The following is a 17,775-nucleotide window of genomic DNA, read 5'->3' on the forward strand; positions in this document are numbered from 1 at the left end:
GTCCATCACGCCGGTTTCAAACTCCAAAAAAACCAAACCCCGCTGGGCCATCGGCCGAACGGGGTTTCGTCGTTGCACTTGCTCATTGCTCACTTCCTGACCATTGCGCTCAGGCCTGCATTACGGCTACAGCGGGAAAACGTGCTGCGCTTTGTTGCGATAAAGATGACGCGTTGGTTTCAGACAACTTCTGTTTGCAACTGCTTCAAGCGAACCTTGCTTGGCTGCGCTTCGGTCAAGGTAGGTAGGTGAGGCCGTGTGTTCAGCACTCGCTGGGTCCGCTTTAGTGCGGTGCGTTGATCAGCACCACGGAACAAAGTTTAATGCGCGTGCTCACTTTTCAATCGGTGAAGGTGATGCCTTTTCGACTTTCTGTTCGGCGCATATGCGGCACTCAAGTCCAGCGAGATACCGCCGTCTGATCGACGCTGCGCAACTAACCGCCGAATCCTGGCGCCCCGGCCTTCGCTGGCGCCATCCTAGGGACAACCCGCATTGTTCTGACGGCCACTTGATTGTTACCTTCCAAATCATACGTATGATCTAGAGACATAAAAATGCCGACTTTGCATAGTCAAGTGCTCAACGAGATGGGCGAGCAGATTTGCTCCGGCAAATTCGCGCCCGGCGACATCCTGCCTGCCGAGACCGAACTCGCGGAGCAGATGCAGGTGAGCCGCATCACTATCCGCGAGACGATGAAGTCGTTGTCGGCGAAGGGCATGCTTCAGGTGCGCCGCCGCCACGGCACCATCGTGCTGCCGCGCGCACAGTGGCAGCTTTTCGATCCCGATGTCATCACGTGGCGCGCACGCGCAGGCGCAATCGACGACGCGCTCATTCAGGACCTGATGGAGTTGCGGCTCATCATTGAACCGAATGCCGCGAAGCTCGCCGCGAAACGGGCGACCGCGCAGGACCGCAAGGACATTCGACGCGCATTCAAGGCAATGGAGCGGGCTGTCGCGGGCCAGGGCGAATACGTTCCCGCCGACCTTGCTTTTCACGGCGCGATTCTCACCGCTTGCCATAACCAGTTCATCCAGCAGATGCAGAACGCGCTGTCGGCCATCCTGCGCACGAGTTTCGAACTGAGCTCGGAGATCGCGGGCGGTCCCGCGCGTTCGTTGCCGATGCACGAAGCGCTCTGCGTCGCAATCGAACAGGGCGATACCGCCGCCGCCGAGCGCGCGGTGCTTACGCTCATCGAGCGGGCGGAGAAGGACTTCGACGATCGCGCCGCGATGACGCGCACGCTCAACGACAAGCCGCTTTGAACCTGCAACGCGAAACGATTCAACCGAGGACTTACGCATGACACAGTTGTTCGACTTGAGCGGCCGCACCGCGCTCGTAACGGGATCGGCGCGCGGCATCGGCTTTGCGCTGGCGGAAGGCCTGGCGCAAGCGGGCGCGGGCATCATCGTGAACGGCACGCGGGCCGATACCGTCGATGAAGCCGTGCGCCGTCTGCGCGAACGGGGCGCCACGGCGCAAGGCCGTGCATTCGATGTCACCGATGAAACCGCGGTCGCCGCCGCCTTCGAGGCGTGGGACGCCGAAGGCGTCGAGGTCGATATCCTCGTGAATAACGCGGGCATCCAGTTTCGCAAGCCGCTCGTCGAACTCGCGCTCGCGGACTGGCAACGCGTGATCGACACCAATCTCACGAGCGCGTTCATCGTCGCAAAGGAAGCGGCGCGGCGCATGATCGCGCGCGGCAAGGGTGGCAAGGTCATCAACATCGGGTCGCTGACGAGCGAAGGCGCGCGCGCCACCGTCGCGCCTTATACGGCGGCCAAGGGCGGCGTGAAGATGCTCACGCGCGCCATGAGCGCCGAATGGGCCGCGTTCGATATTCAGGCGAACGCAATCGGCCCTGGCTACATCCTCACCGACATGAATCAGGCGCTCGTCGATAACGTGCAGTTCGACGCATGGGTCAAGGCGAGCAATCCGTCGCAACGCTGGGGCAAGCCCGAGGAACTCGTCGGCACGGCGGTGTATCTCGCGTCGCCTGCATCGAGCTATGTGAACGGCCAGATCATTTATGTCGATGGCGGTTGGCTCGCCGTGCTTTGAAGTATCACCATGAATCTTGGAGACAACATGGATAGCGTCAAAACGGTGGCACCGCAAAGATGGTGGTATCTCATGCCCATCATCTTCATCACATACAGTCTTGCGTATCTGGATCGCGCGAATTACGGCTTCGCGGCTGCGGCGGGCATCGACCGCGATCTCGGCATCACGCATGCGACGTCGTCGCTCATCGGCTCGCTGTTCTTTCTCGGATACTGCTTGTTTCAAGTGCCCGGCGCGATCTACGCGCAAAAGAACAGCGTCAAGAAACTCATCTTCATCAGCCTCGTGCTCTGGGGCGTGTGCGCCGCGTTGACGGGCATGGTGAGCAATATCCCGATGCTGATGGTGCTGCGCTTCGTGCTCGGCATCGTCGAGGCGGCGGTGATGCCTTCCATGCTCATGTACATCAGCCGCTGGTTCACGCGCACCGAACGCTCGCGCGCGAACACGTTCCTCATTCTCGGCAACCCCGTGACGGTGCTGTGGATGTCGGTGGTTTCGGGCTATCTCGTGAAGAGCTTCGGCTGGCGCGAGATGTTCATCATCGAAGGCGTGCCGGCTATTGCATGGGCCGTGGTGTGGTGGTTCACGGTGAAGGACCGTCCCTCCGAAGTCACCTGGATGAGCGACGCCGAGAAAGCCGAACTGCAAGCGCGTCTCGTCTCGGAACAGGCGCACATCGCACCCGTGCGCGATTACAAGTCGGCGTTTCGGTCGTCCATCGTGCTCAAGTGCTGCGCTATCCACGCGCTGTGGAGTATCGGCGTGTACGGCTTCATCATGTGGTTGCCGTCCATCCTGAAGGCGGCCTCGACCATCGACATCGTGTCGGTCGGCTGGCTCGCGGCGGTGCCTTATCTCGCGGCCATCATCCTGATGCTGCTGGCATCGTGGCTCTCCGACAAAACGCGTAATCGCAAGCTCTTCGTGTGGCCGCTGCTGCTAATCGGAACGATCGCGTTCGTCGGCTCCTATCTCGTCGGCAGCTCCAACTTCTGGCTCTCGTTCGGCTTGCTCGTGATCGCGGGTGGCACCATGTACGCGCCCTACGGACCGTTCTTCGCGCTCGTGCCGGAACTCATTCCGAGCAACGTGCTTGGCGGGGCGATCGGGCTCATCAATGCGTGCGGCGCACTCGGCGCGTTCTGCGGTTCGTGGGTCGTCGGCTATCTGAATGGCGCGACGGGCAGTCCGTCCGCATCGTATGTGTTCATGGCTGCGGCGCTCTTCGCTTCGGTCGTGCTGATGATGCTCGTGCCCGCCACCACCGGCGAACGTTCCACGCCCAAGGGAGGCGCGGGCAAGTCCACGCCTTCCGTTCTTGCGAAGTAACGTCATGGCCATCCTCATCACCGATGTCAAAGTCATACTGACCGCGCCGGAAGGCATCAATCTGCTCGTCGTGAAGGTCGAGACGAATCAGGACGGTCTCCATGGGCTCGGCTGCGCGACCTTCGCCTACCGGCATCTCGCGGTCAAATGTCTGATCGAAGAGTATTTGCGGCCGCTGCTCATCGGGCGCGATGCGCAAGCTATCGAAGAGCAATGGCAGCTCATGCATCAAAACGCTTACTGGCGTAACGGGCCGATAGAGAACAACGCGATCTCCGGCATCGACATGGCCTTGTGGGACATCAAGGGCAAGCTCGCGAACATGCCGCTCTATCAGCTTTTCGGTGGCAAGGTGCGCGAAGGCGTGCCGATCTATCGTCATGCGGATGGTCGCGATCTCAACGAACTCTGCGAGAACATTCAGCGATATCGCGAGCAAGGCATCACGCATATTCGCTGTCAAAGCGGTGGTTATGGCGGCGGCGGTTTTGGCAAGGCACCGCAGAGCGCACCGCGCGGCGCGCCCGATGGCATCTATCTCGACAGCCGCAAATATATTCGCGATACGCTGAAGCTTTTCGATGGAATTCGCAGCAAGATCGGTTTCGATGTCGCGTTGTGCCACGACGTGCATGAGCGCCTGAAGCCAGTGGAAGCAATTCGCTTCGCACGCGAGCTGGAACCGTATGAACTTTTCTTTCTCGAAGATGCGATCGCGCTGGAAGAAGGCGAATGGATGCGCCAGCTACGCGCGAAGACCACGACGCCGCTCGCGCAAGGCGAGTTGTTCAACAACCCTTATGAATGGCGTTTTCTGATCACTGAACGGTTGATCGATTTCGTGCGCGTGCATCTGAGTCAGATAGGCGGCATCACGGCGGGACGCAAGCTGCAGATTTTCGCGGAGCAGTTCGGCGTGCGCACGGCATGGCACGGTCCAGGCGATATGTCGCCGCTCGCGCATGCGGCGAATATTCATATCGATCTGGCATCGCGTAATTTTGGCGTGCAGGAATGGTCGGGCACGGAACCGCCCAATTTCGTGATCCAGAATTTGAAAGGGCCGCGTGCCGCCTTGCTCGATGTGTTCCCCGGCCTGCCGGAGTTTCGCGACGGCTACGTTCATGCGAACGACAAGCCAGGCTTGGGCGTCGATATCGACGAGAAGGAAGCCGCGAAATATCCCTGCGAGGCCGACGTTACCGTATGGACGCAAACGCGCCTCATGGACGGCGGCCTGCAAACGCCTTGAAGCTAACTCAAGGCGCGGCGTTGCTGCATCGGTTGATACGCTTCGCCAGCCTTGAAGCGGTCGAGGCGCTCGCTTGCCGTCGTCAGGGCGGCGAGCGTGGCGCGCTGCAACTGATGATCGTACAAGGAGACGATTGCCGCGATCTGCTCGAATGCTTCCGGCGCAAGGGTCCACGTGCCGGATTCTCGGCCGCCGTCGAATACTTCGGCCATGATGCGGTCCGCGGCCATCAGCGCGTCGTGGGAGAAGTCGCCGTGACCCGCTTCGGACAGGAAGCGCGCGAGCAGCATCGCTTCGGTGATCTGCTGGGCGGGTGCGATGTCGGTGGCGCCGGCACGCAGCGCTTGCAATGACAGATGCACTTGCAACGCGAGTTCGTTGGCTACCGAGCGAGGAATCGGCAGCAGTTGCGCTTTGGACAGCCGCGCGCGCGAAGCCTGCGGCGAACGCTGAAAAGGAAGGGTGCGTGACATGCGTATAAGCGAAAGAAGCGCCGTCGTGGTTGACTTCTCTCGTTAACGTTCGTCCCACGCGTTTTCTGAAGGGTTGTTTTGGCGTGTGCGTGCAAATTCTTCGAGGATCGCAATGGCACGCTCGCACTGCGCCGCGTCCAGCGAGTGGATGGACGGTTTTACCGTATCGGCGCCGATTTGCTGCGCGAGCCACTTCAGGCCCTTTGCACGGGCTTCGAAAATATTGCACGCGTCGCGGCGCACTTTTGCCTGGGCGAGCGGTTCGAGGGCAGCGTGTAGTTTTGTCTTCAGATCGCGTAAAGCGGCATCGGCCAGACGCCCGAGCGGAACCTGGCGCGTGCTGCGCGGGAAAACACCGATCCACGCCTGACAAGGCGCACAGACCCAGAGCGGGCCGTGATCGTCGCGATACGGGTAGATTTCATCGTCCGAGCGAACAAGCGTCGCGGGCGCGCCGCAATAGTCGCAATTGGGATGAGGCAGAGGTTTGACCGGGCGGCCGACTCGCATTGTTGAATAAGTCGAGGGACGGAAGCGGCCAATATAGCAAACGCAAACTGCGAAATGAAACGATGCCGGCAAGTGAGCGCGAAGCTCTCGTGCCGGCATCAAACCTCGACTTGCAGGGAGCGGCTCAAGGCTCACTCCTGGAGGCATTTAGCGACTTAGCGCTGGTCCTTCTTCACTTCTTCCTTGACGTCGCCGTATTGCTTGCGAGCTTCGCCGGCGCCTTGCTGGACCTGACCCTTCACTTGCTGGGCGGTGTCGCCAGTCATCTTGCCGACCGCCTCATTCGCCTTGCCCTTCACCTTTTCGGCGGTACCCTTAACTTGATCCTTGTTCATGGTGAACCTCCTTGAATGGTTGCGTGGGACGGTTTGCCTCCACGAATATCAATATCGCAAAACACGGGCCTGCCCTGCGAACGATCGGTCGTTTTTCGTTCGTGCCAAACTACATTGCAAATTCAACTGAAAGAGGAGACTTCCGGCGTATGGCAAGAACCAACGAGTACCAACAAGCTATCGGCGATGCCGTGACCGACTGGAAAACGCGCGAGCGCCCCGCGCGAATCGTCATCGAAGGCACGCACTGCAAGATCGTGCCGCTCGATGTCGACGCACATGCGCAGGATCTTTTCCACGCGTACAGCGAGCCGAGCGACTGGACCTATCTGTTCACCGGTCCGTTCAAGGAGTTTGCGGCGTTCCGCACGTATTTGACACAAGCGGCGGCATCGGCCGATCCGATGCACTACGCCGTCATCGATAAATCCAGCGGCAAGGCAGTCGGGACGTTCGCGCTGATGCGCATCGAGCCGGTTCATGGCGTGATCGAAGTGGGCAGCGTGACGTTTTCGCCGCTGCTCAAGCAAACGCGCATCTCGACCGAAGCGCAGTATCTGCTGATGCGCTACGTGTTCGAAGCCCTGCAATACCGGCGCTACGAATGGAAATGCGACAGCCTGAACGCGCCATCGCGCAAGACGGCGCTGCGATTAGGCTTCGAGTTCGAAGGCATCTTCAGGCAAGCTATCGTGTACAAGGGGCGTAACCGCGATACCGCGTGGTATTCGATCATCGATAAAGACTGGCCCACGGTGCGCGCCGCATTCGAACGCTGGCTCGCCGACGACAACTTCGACGCCGACGGCAAGCAATGCGCATCGCTTGCGGGCTTGAGAGTCAACGCATCTGAATGACAGGCGCGAGAAAATTGCGCACGTAAGGCAGCCAGATCGGAATGGCCGCGCGAGACGCGAACATTCCGTGACCGTTTTCACCGTAGGGCGGCTCCATCACGAACTGACCTTTGCCGCCTGCTTGCTGGAATGCGTTGAACCAGCTTCGCGTGTAGTCCGGGCCGAAGTACTGATCGTTCTCGACATAGTGCCAAAGCACCGGCACGCGCACGGTGCCCGCGAAGTGCGTGATCGCTCTTAGCATGTTGTCCGGGGCGCACGGCACGGTTGGATGCCTTGCCGGATCGCCGCCGCGTCCGCCCGAGAAGTTGAGCACCGCTATCACGCCGGGCGGATCGAAGCTCGCCGCCGCCAGCGAAGAAAACCCGCCCGCAGATTGCCCCGCCAGCACGATCCGGTTGCCGTCCACTTGCGGCAGGGTCTTCGCATACGCGATGGTCGCGAGAATGTCCTGTGCGGCTGCATTGCCGGATGCTTCGTAGTCGGCAGTGGCGCACTTGCCGGTGCTCTCGGCATACGTGCCGCCCGTCGCGCCATAGCCTCGGCGAATCGGCACGATCACGGCGAAACCCATCTCCACGAAAGTACGAATCTGCGGAATCAGCCGAAAACGCCCGGTCTTCACGCGATTGAGCGGATCGGGCGGACTGCCGTGACTCAGCACGATGAGCGGAAACGGCCCCGCGCCATCCGGCTGATAGAGCGTCGCGACCAGCTCACGGCGCGAGTCGCCGAACAAGCCTTTCTCGATCATCGGAACCTGCACGACGGTTTCATGCAAATCGGCGGCGAGGCTTTCGGGTTCGTCCGCGCGCGCGACGGAGACGGCGGCAAGCGCGGCAAACACAAGGGCTGAAAGGCGCATGAGCGGAGTTCGAGCGTCTGGGTGATGCGCAATGTATCAGATCGTCTCCTTAGTTAATCACCCATCGGTGAATTCGTTTATCACCGCGCCGTCACTTTTCTAAGCCAGGAAAATTGGTTTGGCCTCGGCATGCCGGCTCTTATTCTTTTTGCTCTGCGACGACGCGTCTCTCCAGTGCTCGTTCCATTCAACCGGCGCGGCCACGCGCTGCATCTCAGAGCGTCCATGGCAACGGTTCAATTGCATAGCGTCATCAAGCGCTACGACGGCGCACCGGTCGTCGATGCGGTCTCGCTTTCCGTGCGCGACGGCGAATTCCTCACCTTGCTCGGCCCGAGCGGATGCGGCAAGACGACGTGTCTCCGCATGGTCGCGGGCTTCGTCACGCCGGATGCGGGCTCGGTCCATATCGGCGGCGAGGATGTGACGCAGGTTCCGGCTCATCGGCGCAATACGGGCATGGTGTTTCAACAGTACGCGCTGTTTCCGCATCTGACGGTCGCGCAGAATCTCGCCTTCGGTCTACGCGTGCGCAAGCTGCCGGGCAAGGAGATCAAACGGCGCGCCACCGAAGCGCTCGACCGCGTGCGCCTTTCGGGTTATGCGGATCGTTACCCGGACCAGCTATCGGGCGGGCAGAAGCAGCGTGTCGCGCTGGCACGAGCGCTCGTCATCAATCCGCGCGTGCTGTTGCTCGACGAACCGCTCGGCGCGCTCGATCAGAAACTGCGCGAGGAATTGCAGGCGGAGATCAAGCGCATTCAGCGCGAAGTGGGTATCACGACCATCTTCGTCACGCACGATCAGAGCGAGGCGCTGAGTCTTTCGGATCGCATCGTCGTGATGCGGGAGGGCGGTATCAGTCAGATCGGCTCGCCGCAGGAACTGTACGACCGGCCGGTGGATCGATACGTCGCGAGTTTCATCGGCAAGATCAATCTCGTCACGGTGACGGCAGGCGCGCTCGGCGCCGATGGCCGCTTGCGCGTGCAAAGCCGCCAGACGGCCGAACCATTCGATGTCGATCTCGCCGGCGGCGCAGCGCCCGCGCCCGGCGAACCGCTGTTGCTCGCGTTGCGGCCGGAGCGCATTCAGATCGGCACGGGTTTGCCGAACCGCGTGCAGGGCCGCGTGGAACTCGCCACGTATGCGGGCGACGGCTGGTATCTCGAAGTCCGCACGCAGGCAAGCGAGCCGCTCATCGTGCGCACGTCGGGCCGCGCGGCACCCGCCGCTGGCGATGCCGTCACGCTCGGCTGGCACCACGGCGATGCCGTCCTCTTGCGCGACGAGGCCGCCACATGAGCAACGATGCCTTGCTGACAGGCGGCGATCTCGCCGCGACGCCTGCGCCGCTTTCGGCGACGAAGCGCAGGGGCGCCGCCTACGGCGCGCTCGCCTTGCCGGGACTGGCGTTTCTTGGCGTGTTCTTCGTCGCGCCTATTGGCTATCTGCTGATCTTGTCGCTGCACGGCGGCGGCTCGATGGGCCGTGTCGACGACACATGGACGCTTTCCAACTACGCGCGCTTTCTCTCTGATGCGTACTACCTCCAGATCCTGCTCGACACGCTCGTCTTCGGCGCATTGACGGCGATCATCTGCGCGGTGTTCGGCTTTCCGTTCAGCTATTACCTTGCGCGCACGCGTTCGCGCTGGCGCACGCCGCTTTTGTTCGTGACGGTGTTGCCGTTGCTCATCAGCGCCGTGATCCGCAATCTCGGCTGGATTCCGGTGCTTACCGAACACGGCATGCTCAATACGCTCTTGCTGGGTTCCGGTGTGGTGAAGGAACCCGTGCAGTGGATCTTCAACTACACCGGCGCGCTCATCGGCATGGTGCACGTGGAGTTTCCCTTCATGGTGCTGATGCTGACGAGCGCCATCCGCAAGATCGATCCCGCGCTCGAGGAAGCCGCCATCAATCTCGGCGCGACGCCTTTTCTGGCGTTCGTGCACGTGGTCTTGCCGCTGTGCCGGCCGGGACTGGCGGCGGGCGCGTCGATGGTCTTCATGGCCGCGATCAGCGCGCTCGTCACGCCGGGCATTCTCGGCGGGCATCGGGTGATGTTCATGGCGCTCTACATCGATCAGCAGATGCACGGCGTGCTGAACTACACGGTCGGCTCGACCGCGGCCATCCTGACGATGATCGGCGCGCTCGCATCGATGCTGCTTGCCGTGCGCATGAGCGGAGCGCGGACATGAGTACCCAAGCGAGTACGTCGGCCGTCGTCTGGCATCGCGATGCCGCATCGAGCGCGTTGAAATGGCTGCTGCGTATCGCGACCTTCGCGGTGCCCGTGTTTTTGCTGCTGCCGTTTATCGGCATCGTCAGTGCTTCGTTTTCGAAGAGCGGCGCGCTCGCGTTTCCGCCGAGCGACTGGACGCTCCACTGGTATCGCTCGATCTCGCCGGACTATTACGCTGCGCTTCGCTACAGCGTCGCGCTGGGCACGGCGACGACCGCGCTCGCCACGCTCGTCGGTGTGCCGCTTTCGTTGTCGATCGTGCGCGGACGTTATGCGGGGCGCGGCATCGTGAATGCGCTATGCGTTGCGCCGCTGGGCGTGCCGACTATCGTCATTGCGGTGGCGGGCTTCAAGTTCTTCATGCTCGCCGCCGACTGGCACGACATCGGACTCAACGGAACGAGCGCGGCCATCGTGCTGATGCAGGCCGTGTTCACCTTGCCGCTCGTCGTGCGCTCGGTGGTCGCGAGCTTCGCGCACTACGACAATGCGCTCGATGAAGCCGCGCAGAACCTTGGCGCCACGCCTTGGCAAGTGTTTTGGCGCGTGACCGTGCCACTCGTTTTGCCCGGCGTGATCGCGGGAATGCTGTTCGCCTTCGTGCTTTCGTTCGACGACGTGGTGGTCGCATGGTTCGTGGGCGACCCGAGCCGTCCGACCTTGCCCGTCAAACTCTTCAACGCGATGGAAGTGGAGTTCGATAACGCGGTTACCGCGCTGTCCACGCTGATCGTTGCGTTCTGGGCCGCGCTCGCGTTGCTGCTCAATCGTTTCTTCCGTCTCGAACGTCTCTTTTCGCGGCGTTGAGCCTTCTCCTTCTTTCCTCACGAGGCCATTCTTGAAAGTTATCGCCAGGCTCGCGCTCGGGCTCTTCGCACTGACCGCATCCCTCGTTGCCGGGCTCGCGCATGCGCAGAGCGCAGACCCCAAAGACATCGTGCTGCGCGTGTCGTCGTGGGGCGGCAAGTCCACGCAGACGCAGATCAAATACGCGGGCGACATCTTCACCAATAAAACGGGCGTGAAGGTGCAATTCATCGATGGCGCGTCGATCGATCACGTCGCCAAGCTCGTCGCCGCGAACGGCCGCAACGTGCCCTATGACGTCGTGCTGCTCGACGGCGACGTGCGCGCGCAAGCCATCAAGGCAGGCGTGCTGCAAAAGCTCGATCCGGCGAAAGTGCCGAACGTGAATTTCGCGCTCGATCTCGCGAAGAACGCGCAGGGCTATGCGCCTGACTTCGATTTCGTCTCGGCGATCTTCGTCTACAACGCGGACAAGTTTCAGCAAGCAGGCATTCCCGCGCCCTCATCGTGGAAGGACTTGTGGAACCCGAAGCTCGCGGGTCACGTTGCGTTGCCCGATCTCGCCAATGGCGCGGGCCGCGCGCTGCTGATCGAAACGTCGCGTCTGAATGGCGGCGATGAAGGCAATCTCGACAAGGCCGTTGCGGAGATTGCGAAGATCAATGCGCGCACGTTCTGGCAGACCTCGCAACAGGCGGAGCAACTCATCAAGTCCGGCGATATCTGGCTTACCGTCATTGCCGATGGCCGTGCCTACGCGCTTCAGGATGCCTACAAGCCCGCGCGCGCGGTGCGTCCGACGGAAGGCTCCATCGCGTTCGCATCGACGGCGGATATCGTCAAGGGCACGCCGCATCCCGAACTCGCGGCGCAGTTCCTGAACGAGATCTACGGCGCGCTTTATCAGCTCGGCAACGCAACGGACTTCTACTACGGCCCGACCAACCGCCTGCTTGCGCCCGTGATCGAAGCCGACCCGCAACTCGCGGCCAAGCTCATCTACAAGCCGGAGCAAGCCCAGGCGCTATATCACCCGGACTGGAACAAGTTCTGGGGCGCGTTCGATCGCGCGCAGGACTCGTGGAACCGGACCATCGTCTCCAGAAAATGACCCAGCACATCCACTTCAACGCGTTCCACATGAACGCACCCGCGCATTCGTGGGCGGGCTTCTGGCGGCATCCGCGCGACCGCTCGCTCGAACACAACACGCTCGGCTACTGGGTAGAACTCGCGCAGACGGCCGAGCGCGGTCTCTTCGACGGCGTGTTTCTCGCCGATGTCTTCGGCATCTACGATGTCTACGGCGGCGGCACCGACGCCACGCTCTTCGCGGCTGCGCAAGCGCCCTCGCACGATCCGTTGCTGACCGTGCCCGCCATGGCTTATGCGACGAAGCACATCGGCTTCGGCGTGACGGCGAACCTCACCTACGAGCATCCGTATCAGTTCGCGCGGCGCTTTTCCACGCTCGATCATCTGACGAGCGGCCGTGCGGGCTGGAACGTCGTGACGGGTTATCTGGAAAGCGCGGCGCGTGGCATGGGTCTCGCGAAAGCGCGCGAGCACGACGAGCGATACGCGGCCGGCGAGGACTTCCTCGAAGCCGTCTACAAGCTGTGGGAAGGAAGCTGGGCCGAAGGCGCGGCGGTGCGCGACAAGCGTGCGGGACATCCTTATACCGACCCGTCGCGCGTGCGGCGCGTGAAGCATGAAGGCCCGTATTACCGTGTCGATGGCTTCAATCTCACCGAGCCTTCGCCGCAGCGCACGCCGGTGTTGTATCAGGCCGGTGCGTCGGGACGCGGCAAGGCGTTCGCGGGCAAGCATGCGGAATGCGTGTTTCTCGAAGGACAGACGCCTGCCATCGTCGCGGCGGCGGCGCGCGACATCCGCCAGCATGCAGTCGATGCAGGCCGCGCTGCCGACGATGTGCTGCTTTATCTTGGCGCGACCGTCGTGGTTGCGCGCACGTCGAAGGAAGCGCGCGAATTGCAGGCCGAGTATGCCGAATACGTCGATACGTTGGGACAACTCGCGCTGGTGTCGGGCTGGACCGGCATCGACTTCGGGGAACTGGATCTGGACGAACCGATTCGCTATGTGAAGAGCAACGCGCTGCAGTCGACCGTCGAGAATCTCACGAAGCGTGCAGGCCGGCCCATCACGCCGCGCGGCATGAGCCGCTTCGATCAGATCGGCGGACGCGGGCCGTTCATCGTCGGCGATCCGCGCGAGGTGGCGGATCAATTGATTGCATGGATAGATGAAACCGGCGTCGATGGCTTCAATCTGCGGCGTCTCGTGATGCCCGAAAGCCTGCATGCGTTCGTGGATCTCGTCGTGCCGGAACTGCAGAATCGCGGGCGTTATCGCACCGAGTATGCCGAGGGCACGCTGCGCGAGAAGCTCTTTGCCGGGCGCGGACCTCATCTGCGAGCGACGCATCCGGGCGCGCAATATCGCGACCTTTGAGCCAGCCGACATGAACCAGATCGATCGAACCATTTTCTCCGATGCCATCGCACGCCTGCATCGTGGACTTGCCGAAGCCACGCCGGTGCTCAAGCAACGCAGTGCGCAAACCGACGAAGCCGCGACGTTTCCCTACGACAACATCCGCACCTTGCACGATGCGGGTCTGCTCGCAGCCGGTCTGTCGCTGGAACGCGGCGGAGCGGGCTTCGGACGCGGCACGAGCTTCACGCATTTCTTCGATGCGGTGACATCGATCGCGCGCGCGTGCAGCAACACCGCGCAGCTCTATACGGTGCAGACAGGCGCGCTTTTCACGCTGGAATTGCTGGCCGATTCCGCACTTGTGGATGAACTCGCCGCCGCCGTGCGCGACGATGGCGCGACCTTCTGCTTCACCGCCGCCGAACCCGACGAGCGCTTCACGTACGACAACAAGCGCACGAACCTCAAGTCGTATGCCGAGCGTCTCGACGACGGCCGCTGGCGCGTCAAGGCGGAAAAAGCCTTCGCGACAGGCTCGGTCGGCTGCACTTACGCGCTCTTCCAGTGCGCGACCGTGACCGATGACGAAGGCCGTCCGCCCGAGTCCGTTCTCGTGCTGCTGCCGCGCAGTCACGAAGCGGTGAACGTGCTCGATACGTGGGACGGCATCGGTCAGCGGGCCACATCGAGCGGTCGGCTCGTCGTGAACGAAAGCGTGATCGATGGCCGCTGGGTTGCGGGCAATCCGGCCAGCGTGCCTGCTGCGGCTATCTTCGCGCCGCTCTATCAACTCGGCTTTGCGGCGATTCTCGCGGGCATCGGCGAAGCGGCGCTCGACGATACCTTGCACTTCGTGAATCACGTGCAGAAGCCGACCAACGGTTACGCACGCGCCGCCGAGGAGCCCGCGATTCAGGCGCATGTCGCCGATATCCGCATCGCGCTGAGTGCGAGCCGCGCGCTGATCAACGAAGCAGCCCGTTCGATGGACGCCTTCACGCGCGGCGAAGCGGATATTGCCGAGGTGCTGGTCGCCGTTTATCAGGCGAAGGTGCATGCGAGCGGCAGTTCCATTGAAGCGGGTTCGCGGCTCTTTCAGATCGGCGGCGCGCGTTCGGCTACGAGGCGCGCCGCGGCGGACAGGCACTGGCGCAACGCGCGCACGCTGACGCTGCACGATTCGGTCGACAAGCAAAAAGGCGTGGTTGCGCGACACGTGCTCGGCGTCGAGCGTCCGAACGTTTCCACGCGCTAAACAAGGACACGTATCGTGCTGCTTGCATTCTTTCTGTCGCATTCGGCTTCGCCGCACACGGTCGGGCAATGGCGTCTGCCGCGCTCGTTCCAGGGCTTGCGCTACGACCGTCCGGCGTATTGGGAGCACGTTGCGCGCACGGCGGAGCGTGGCGGCATCGACACCATCTTCTTGTCGGATTCGTATTCGATCTACGAGACGTATCGCGGCGACAGTGACGACACCTTGCGCTGGGCCGTGCAATGTCCGCGACATGACCCGCTGCCGCTCATTCCGATCATGGCGCGTGTGACGCAGTCGGTTGGCATCATCACGACGCTGAGTACCGCGTTTCTGCCGCCGTACTGGGTCGCGCGGCAGTTCGCGACGCTCGATCATCTGACCGAAGGGCGCGTGGGGTGGAATCTCGTGACCACGGCGGGCGAACCCGAAGCACGTCAGTTCGGGCAGAAGCTCGATGAACACGACACGCGGTATCGGCGCGCGGAGGAGTATCTCAAGCTGTGCCAGACGCTATGGGATAGCTGGGAGCCGGACGCGATCGTCGCGGACCGCGCGTCGGGCGTGTTCGCCGATCCATCGAAAGTCGCGAGGATCGACTTTCACGGCGACTTCTTCGCGAGCCAGGGGCGCTTCACGGTGCCGCGCTCGCCGCAGGGCAGGCCGTTGATTGCGCAGGCGGGTTCATCGAGCGCGGGCGCGGCATTCGCGGGACGGCATGCGGAACTCGTGTTCGGCTTGCGGCATTCGGCGCGCGGCATGCGCGAGTTCGTCGACAAGGTGCAGGGCGAAGCCTCGAAAGCCGGACGTAGCGCGGGCGATGTGCGCATTCTGTGGGGTATCGTGCCTATCGTCGGGCAGACTCGCGAAGAAGCCTTGCAGAAGCAGAAGGCCATTCGCGACAACGTGACGGTCGAAGCGGGCCTCACCATGTTGTCCGCGTTTCTCAACACCGACCTCTCGCGCTTCGACGCCAACGCGCCGTTTCCCGATATCGGCGAAACGAGCGGCATTCGCGGGCATCTTTCCACCATCACCGAAGACTTCGCGCCGAATACGCCGCTCGGCGAGATCGCGCGTCATTTCGCTGCGGGACAGGGACCGCATGTCGTGGGTACGGCGTCGGAAGTCGCGGATCAGTTGCAGACCTTGCTCGATGAAGGCGGCGGCGATGGCTTTATCTGCATCACGCACGCGTTGCCTGCCTGCATGGACGAGTTCGTCGATCTCGTGGTCCCCGAATTGCGGCGACGCGGCTTGCGGCCCGCGTCGTATGAACATGCGACGTTGCGCGAACGCGTGAAGGCGGGTTGACTTGCACGGCACGCGAGCATGATTCAGAAGTAGGAGAGATTGGGCAGCGGCGTGCCATGCGCCGCCTGCCTGCCGATTGCAAGCGCCTTGAAGATGAGCGGATTGTGGGCCGTCACCGTACGCAACGCGCGCCAATGCCGGTCGAGCCGCTGGCTCACGCGCGTGCTCGAAGCGCCACCGAGTTCGAACAGTTCTCCCGCTGCGCGCAAGGCGAGTTCGTCGATCACCACTTTCGACTTCGCCGTGCTGTTGGCGGCGCGCTCGAACGCATGCGAGGAGACATCGCCCGATGCGGCGCTGTCGAAGCCGCGTTCGAGCCATTGCGCCGCTTCAAGCACACTCACATGCGCCAGATGCGCCACGCTTTCGATGCGGCCGAGCACTGCTTGCAGAAGCGGGTCGTTGGCGGGTACTTCATCGACACCGTGATAGAAATTGCGTTCGCGCGACTTCAGCAAGTGCGCGGCATCGGAAACAACGCGCTGCAAAATGCCCGCCACCACCGCCGAGAGATACAACTGCGCGAAGGTCGCGACATACGGCAGCGCGGTGACGCGGCTGTTATCGACGATCTCGTCGGGCAACACCTTCACGTTCGTGTAGTTGGTCGAGCCGCTTGCCGTGAACTGCTGACCGAAGCCGTCCCAATCGTCCGCTATATCCACGCCTTCGCGCGTGGCGGGCACGACGACCTTGATCTGCTTGCCGGCCTCATCGACTGCAAAGACGTAGATGTGGTCCGCATACAGGTTGCCCGTGCTGTAGAACTTCTTGCCGTTCAGACGCAGGCCGTCAGGGCCGGAAGTGACCGCTGTGTCGTAATCGAAGTTGCCTACGTTGCGCTTGCCGAGTTCCGTCGCCGATGCGCCATAAGTCTCGCCACGCGCGACGCGGTCGAGATAGGTATCGAATGCGGGGAGGCGTTTATGGTCGATCAGCAGGCTCTCCACCAGATTCAGATGGTTGCGGAACGCGTGCGCGACATTCGGATCGGCTGCTGCAAGATCGATCACGAAGTCGAATAACTGCGTGAGCGTCAACGCGGCGCCGCCACGTTCGCGCGGCAAACGCAATGCGCCGATGCGCGCGTTTTTAAGGCGCTGCATCGTGGCCTTGAAGGCGGCCGTGTCGCGGCCGGGTTGCGCTTCCTGATCGGCGACCCAGGGCAAAAGCGCGCGCAAGTCGCGGACATCGAGTGCAGATGGTGCGGTGTTGGTCACGTTGATCTTCCTTGAACGATGAGAGGGAAAGATGTCGGATTACGCGTGCGCTTCGGCGGGCACGCCGAGCGTCGCGAGCAAGCGGTCGCGTAGCGCCGCAAACGCGGGATCGGTGGACACGCGCGGGCGCGGCAACGCGATGTCGATATCGCTGCCAATGCGGCCATGCTCCAGGACGAGCACGCGGTCGGCGAGCAGCAGCGCTTCATCGACGTCATGCGTGACGAGCAGCACCGTCGCCTCATGCGCTTTCCACACGTGCGCAATGAGCCGCTGCATCTGGATGCGCGTGAGGGCATCGAGCGCGGCGAACGGTTCGTCGAGTAGCCAGACTTTCGGATCGCGGACCAACGCACGCGCGAGCGCCACGCGTTGCGCTTCGCCGCCCGACAGCGTCAGCGGCCATGCATGCAGCCGATGCCCGACGCCCACTTCGTTGAGTGCCGCGGCGATCACGGCGCGCGCGTCGGGCTTGCGCAAACCGAGCGCAAGATTTTCCTCGACGGTTTTCCACGGTACGAGACGCGGCTCCTGAAACACGACCGCGCGCTTGTCCGGCACGTCGACCGTGCCGGCGGGTGCTTCATCGAGGCCCGACAGCGTGCGCAACAAGGTGGACTTCCCCGAACCCGAACGGCCGAGCAACGCCACGAAAGAGCCGCGTTCGATGTCGAGATCGAGCCGGTCGAGTACGGTGTGCGCGCCGAAGCGCCGCGTCAGTTGCCGGATACGGATGATAGGATCGCGTGTGGTCATCGC

At 62.5% G+C, this 17,775-nt stretch carries 17 protein-coding genes and 1 pseudogene; 12 read left to right on the top strand and 6 right to left on the bottom strand.

The annotated features are described in order from the left end of the window. Nucleotides 1-557 precede the first annotated feature (557 nt). From NCT04_RS22550 to NCT04_RS22565, 4 genes are read left to right on the top strand one after another with little or no spacing between them, the layout of a single operon-like run. Complete coding sequence (locus tag NCT04_RS22550) at nt 558-1,277, top strand: FadR/GntR family transcriptional regulator (protein ID WP_244831081.1); 720 nt, start codon at nt 558-560, stop codon at nt 1,275-1,277. A gap of 37 nt (nt 1,278-1,314) precedes the next feature. Beyond that, nucleotides 1,315-2,082, top strand: a complete 768-nt coding sequence (locus NCT04_RS22555) for an SDR family oxidoreductase (protein ID WP_244831082.1) — start codon at nt 1,315-1,317, stop codon at nt 2,080-2,082. Between the two features lie 27 nt (nt 2,083-2,109). Continuing rightward, the gene (locus tag NCT04_RS22560; protein WP_244831083.1) at nt 2,110-3,417 is read left to right on the top strand and encodes an MFS transporter; all 1,308 of its coding nucleotides are present in this window, start codon (nt 2,110-2,112) and stop codon (nt 3,415-3,417) included. A gap of 4 nt (nt 3,418-3,421) precedes the next feature. Further along, nucleotides 3,422-4,669: an enolase C-terminal domain-like protein gene (locus tag NCT04_RS22565; RefSeq protein ID WP_250467795.1), complete on the top strand. Its 1,248-nt coding sequence runs from the start codon at nt 3,422-3,424 to the stop codon at nt 4,667-4,669. A 2-nt stretch (nt 4,670-4,671) separates the two neighbouring features. On the opposite strand, the gene NCT04_RS22570 is transcribed toward NCT04_RS22565, so the two are convergent. The 3 genes from NCT04_RS22570 to NCT04_RS22580 all read right to left on the bottom strand — a co-directional run bounded on the left by NCT04_RS22570 (nt 4,672) and on the right by NCT04_RS22580 (nt 5,987). Next, nucleotides 4,672-5,142 (bottom strand): hypothetical protein, encoded by a 471-nt coding sequence (locus NCT04_RS22570; protein WP_250467796.1) that lies wholly within the window; start codon nt 5,140-5,142, stop codon nt 4,672-4,674. A 42-nt stretch (nt 5,143-5,184) separates the two neighbouring features. Continuing rightward, nucleotides 5,185-5,652, bottom strand: a complete 468-nt coding sequence (locus tag NCT04_RS22575) for a zinc-finger-containing protein (protein WP_250467797.1) — start codon at nt 5,650-5,652, stop codon at nt 5,185-5,187. A gap of 155 nt (nt 5,653-5,807) precedes the next feature. Then, nucleotides 5,808-5,987, bottom strand: a complete 180-nt coding sequence (locus NCT04_RS22580) for a CsbD family protein (protein ID WP_244831087.1) — start codon at nt 5,985-5,987, stop codon at nt 5,808-5,810. A 149-nt stretch (nt 5,988-6,136) separates the two neighbouring features. On the opposite strand from NCT04_RS22580, the pseudogene NCT04_RS22585 reads away from it, so the two are divergent. Continuing rightward, nucleotides 6,137-6,826 (top strand): annotated as a pseudogene (locus tag NCT04_RS22585) (GNAT family N-acetyltransferase); the annotation flags it as partial. Nucleotide 6,827: 1 nt separating this feature from the next. On the opposite strand, the gene NCT04_RS22590 reads toward NCT04_RS22585, so the two are convergent. After that, a complete protein-coding gene (locus NCT04_RS22590; protein WP_250467799.1) occupies nt 6,828-7,709 on the bottom strand; it encodes an alpha/beta hydrolase family protein in 882 nt (293 codons plus the stop codon). Between the two features lie 225 nt (nt 7,710-7,934). Between NCT04_RS22590 and NCT04_RS22595 the strand changes: the two genes are divergently transcribed. Genes NCT04_RS22595 through NCT04_RS22625 form a run of 7 tightly spaced genes read left to right on the top strand, consistent with a single transcriptional unit; the run spans nt 7,935 to nt 15,796 of the window. Continuing rightward, nucleotides 7,935-9,014 (top strand): ABC transporter ATP-binding protein, encoded by a 1,080-nt coding sequence (locus tag NCT04_RS22595; protein ID WP_250467800.1) that lies wholly within the window; start codon nt 7,935-7,937, stop codon nt 9,012-9,014. Continuing rightward, nucleotides 9,011-9,916 carry an ABC transporter permease gene (locus tag NCT04_RS22600; RefSeq protein WP_250467801.1) on the top strand — a complete coding sequence of 302 codons (906 nt, stop codon included), beginning with the start codon at nt 9,011-9,013 and terminating at the stop codon, nt 9,914-9,916. Before NCT04_RS22595 ends, NCT04_RS22600 begins: the two co-directional genes overlap by 4 nt. Next, nucleotides 9,913-10,767 carry an ABC transporter permease gene (locus tag NCT04_RS22605; protein ID WP_250467802.1) on the top strand — a complete coding sequence of 285 codons (855 nt, stop codon included), beginning with the start codon at nt 9,913-9,915 and terminating at the stop codon, nt 10,765-10,767. Before NCT04_RS22600 ends, NCT04_RS22605 begins: the two co-directional genes overlap by 4 nt. A 31-nt stretch (nt 10,768-10,798) precedes the next feature. After that, nucleotides 10,799-11,878, top strand: a complete 1,080-nt coding sequence (locus NCT04_RS22610) for an ABC transporter substrate-binding protein (protein WP_250467803.1) — start codon at nt 10,799-10,801, stop codon at nt 11,876-11,878. Then, complete coding sequence (locus NCT04_RS22615) at nt 11,875-13,242, top strand: LLM class flavin-dependent oxidoreductase (RefSeq protein WP_250467804.1); 1,368 nt, start codon at nt 11,875-11,877, stop codon at nt 13,240-13,242. The genes NCT04_RS22610 and NCT04_RS22615 overlap by 4 nt, the downstream gene beginning before the upstream one ends. Nucleotides 13,243-13,252: 10 nt before the next feature. Then, entirely contained in the window at nt 13,253-14,482 is a 1,230-nt protein-coding gene (locus tag NCT04_RS22620) for an acyl-CoA dehydrogenase family protein (RefSeq protein WP_250467805.1), read from the top strand. A 15-nt stretch (nt 14,483-14,497) separates the two neighbouring features. Continuing rightward, a complete protein-coding gene (locus NCT04_RS22625) occupies nt 14,498-15,796 on the top strand; it encodes an NtaA/DmoA family FMN-dependent monooxygenase (RefSeq protein ID WP_250467806.1) in 1,299 nt (432 codons plus the stop codon). A gap of 23 nt (nt 15,797-15,819) precedes the next feature. On the opposite strand, the gene NCT04_RS22630 is transcribed toward NCT04_RS22625, so the two are convergent. Then, nucleotides 15,820-17,016, bottom strand: a complete 1,197-nt coding sequence (locus NCT04_RS22630; protein WP_250467807.1) for an acyl-CoA dehydrogenase family protein — start codon at nt 17,014-17,016, stop codon at nt 15,820-15,822. Nucleotides 17,017-17,055: 39 nt separating this feature from the next. Beyond that, nucleotides 17,056-17,772 (bottom strand): ABC transporter ATP-binding protein, encoded by a 717-nt coding sequence (locus NCT04_RS22635; protein WP_250467808.1) that lies wholly within the window; start codon nt 17,770-17,772, stop codon nt 17,056-17,058. Nucleotides 17,773-17,775: the final 3 nt, after the last annotated feature.

Origin of the sequence: Caballeronia sp. GAFFF2, assembly GCF_023631485.1 — a bacterium.
In the GTDB taxonomy this organism is placed as follows: domain Bacteria; phylum Pseudomonadota; class Gammaproteobacteria; order Burkholderiales; family Burkholderiaceae; genus Caballeronia.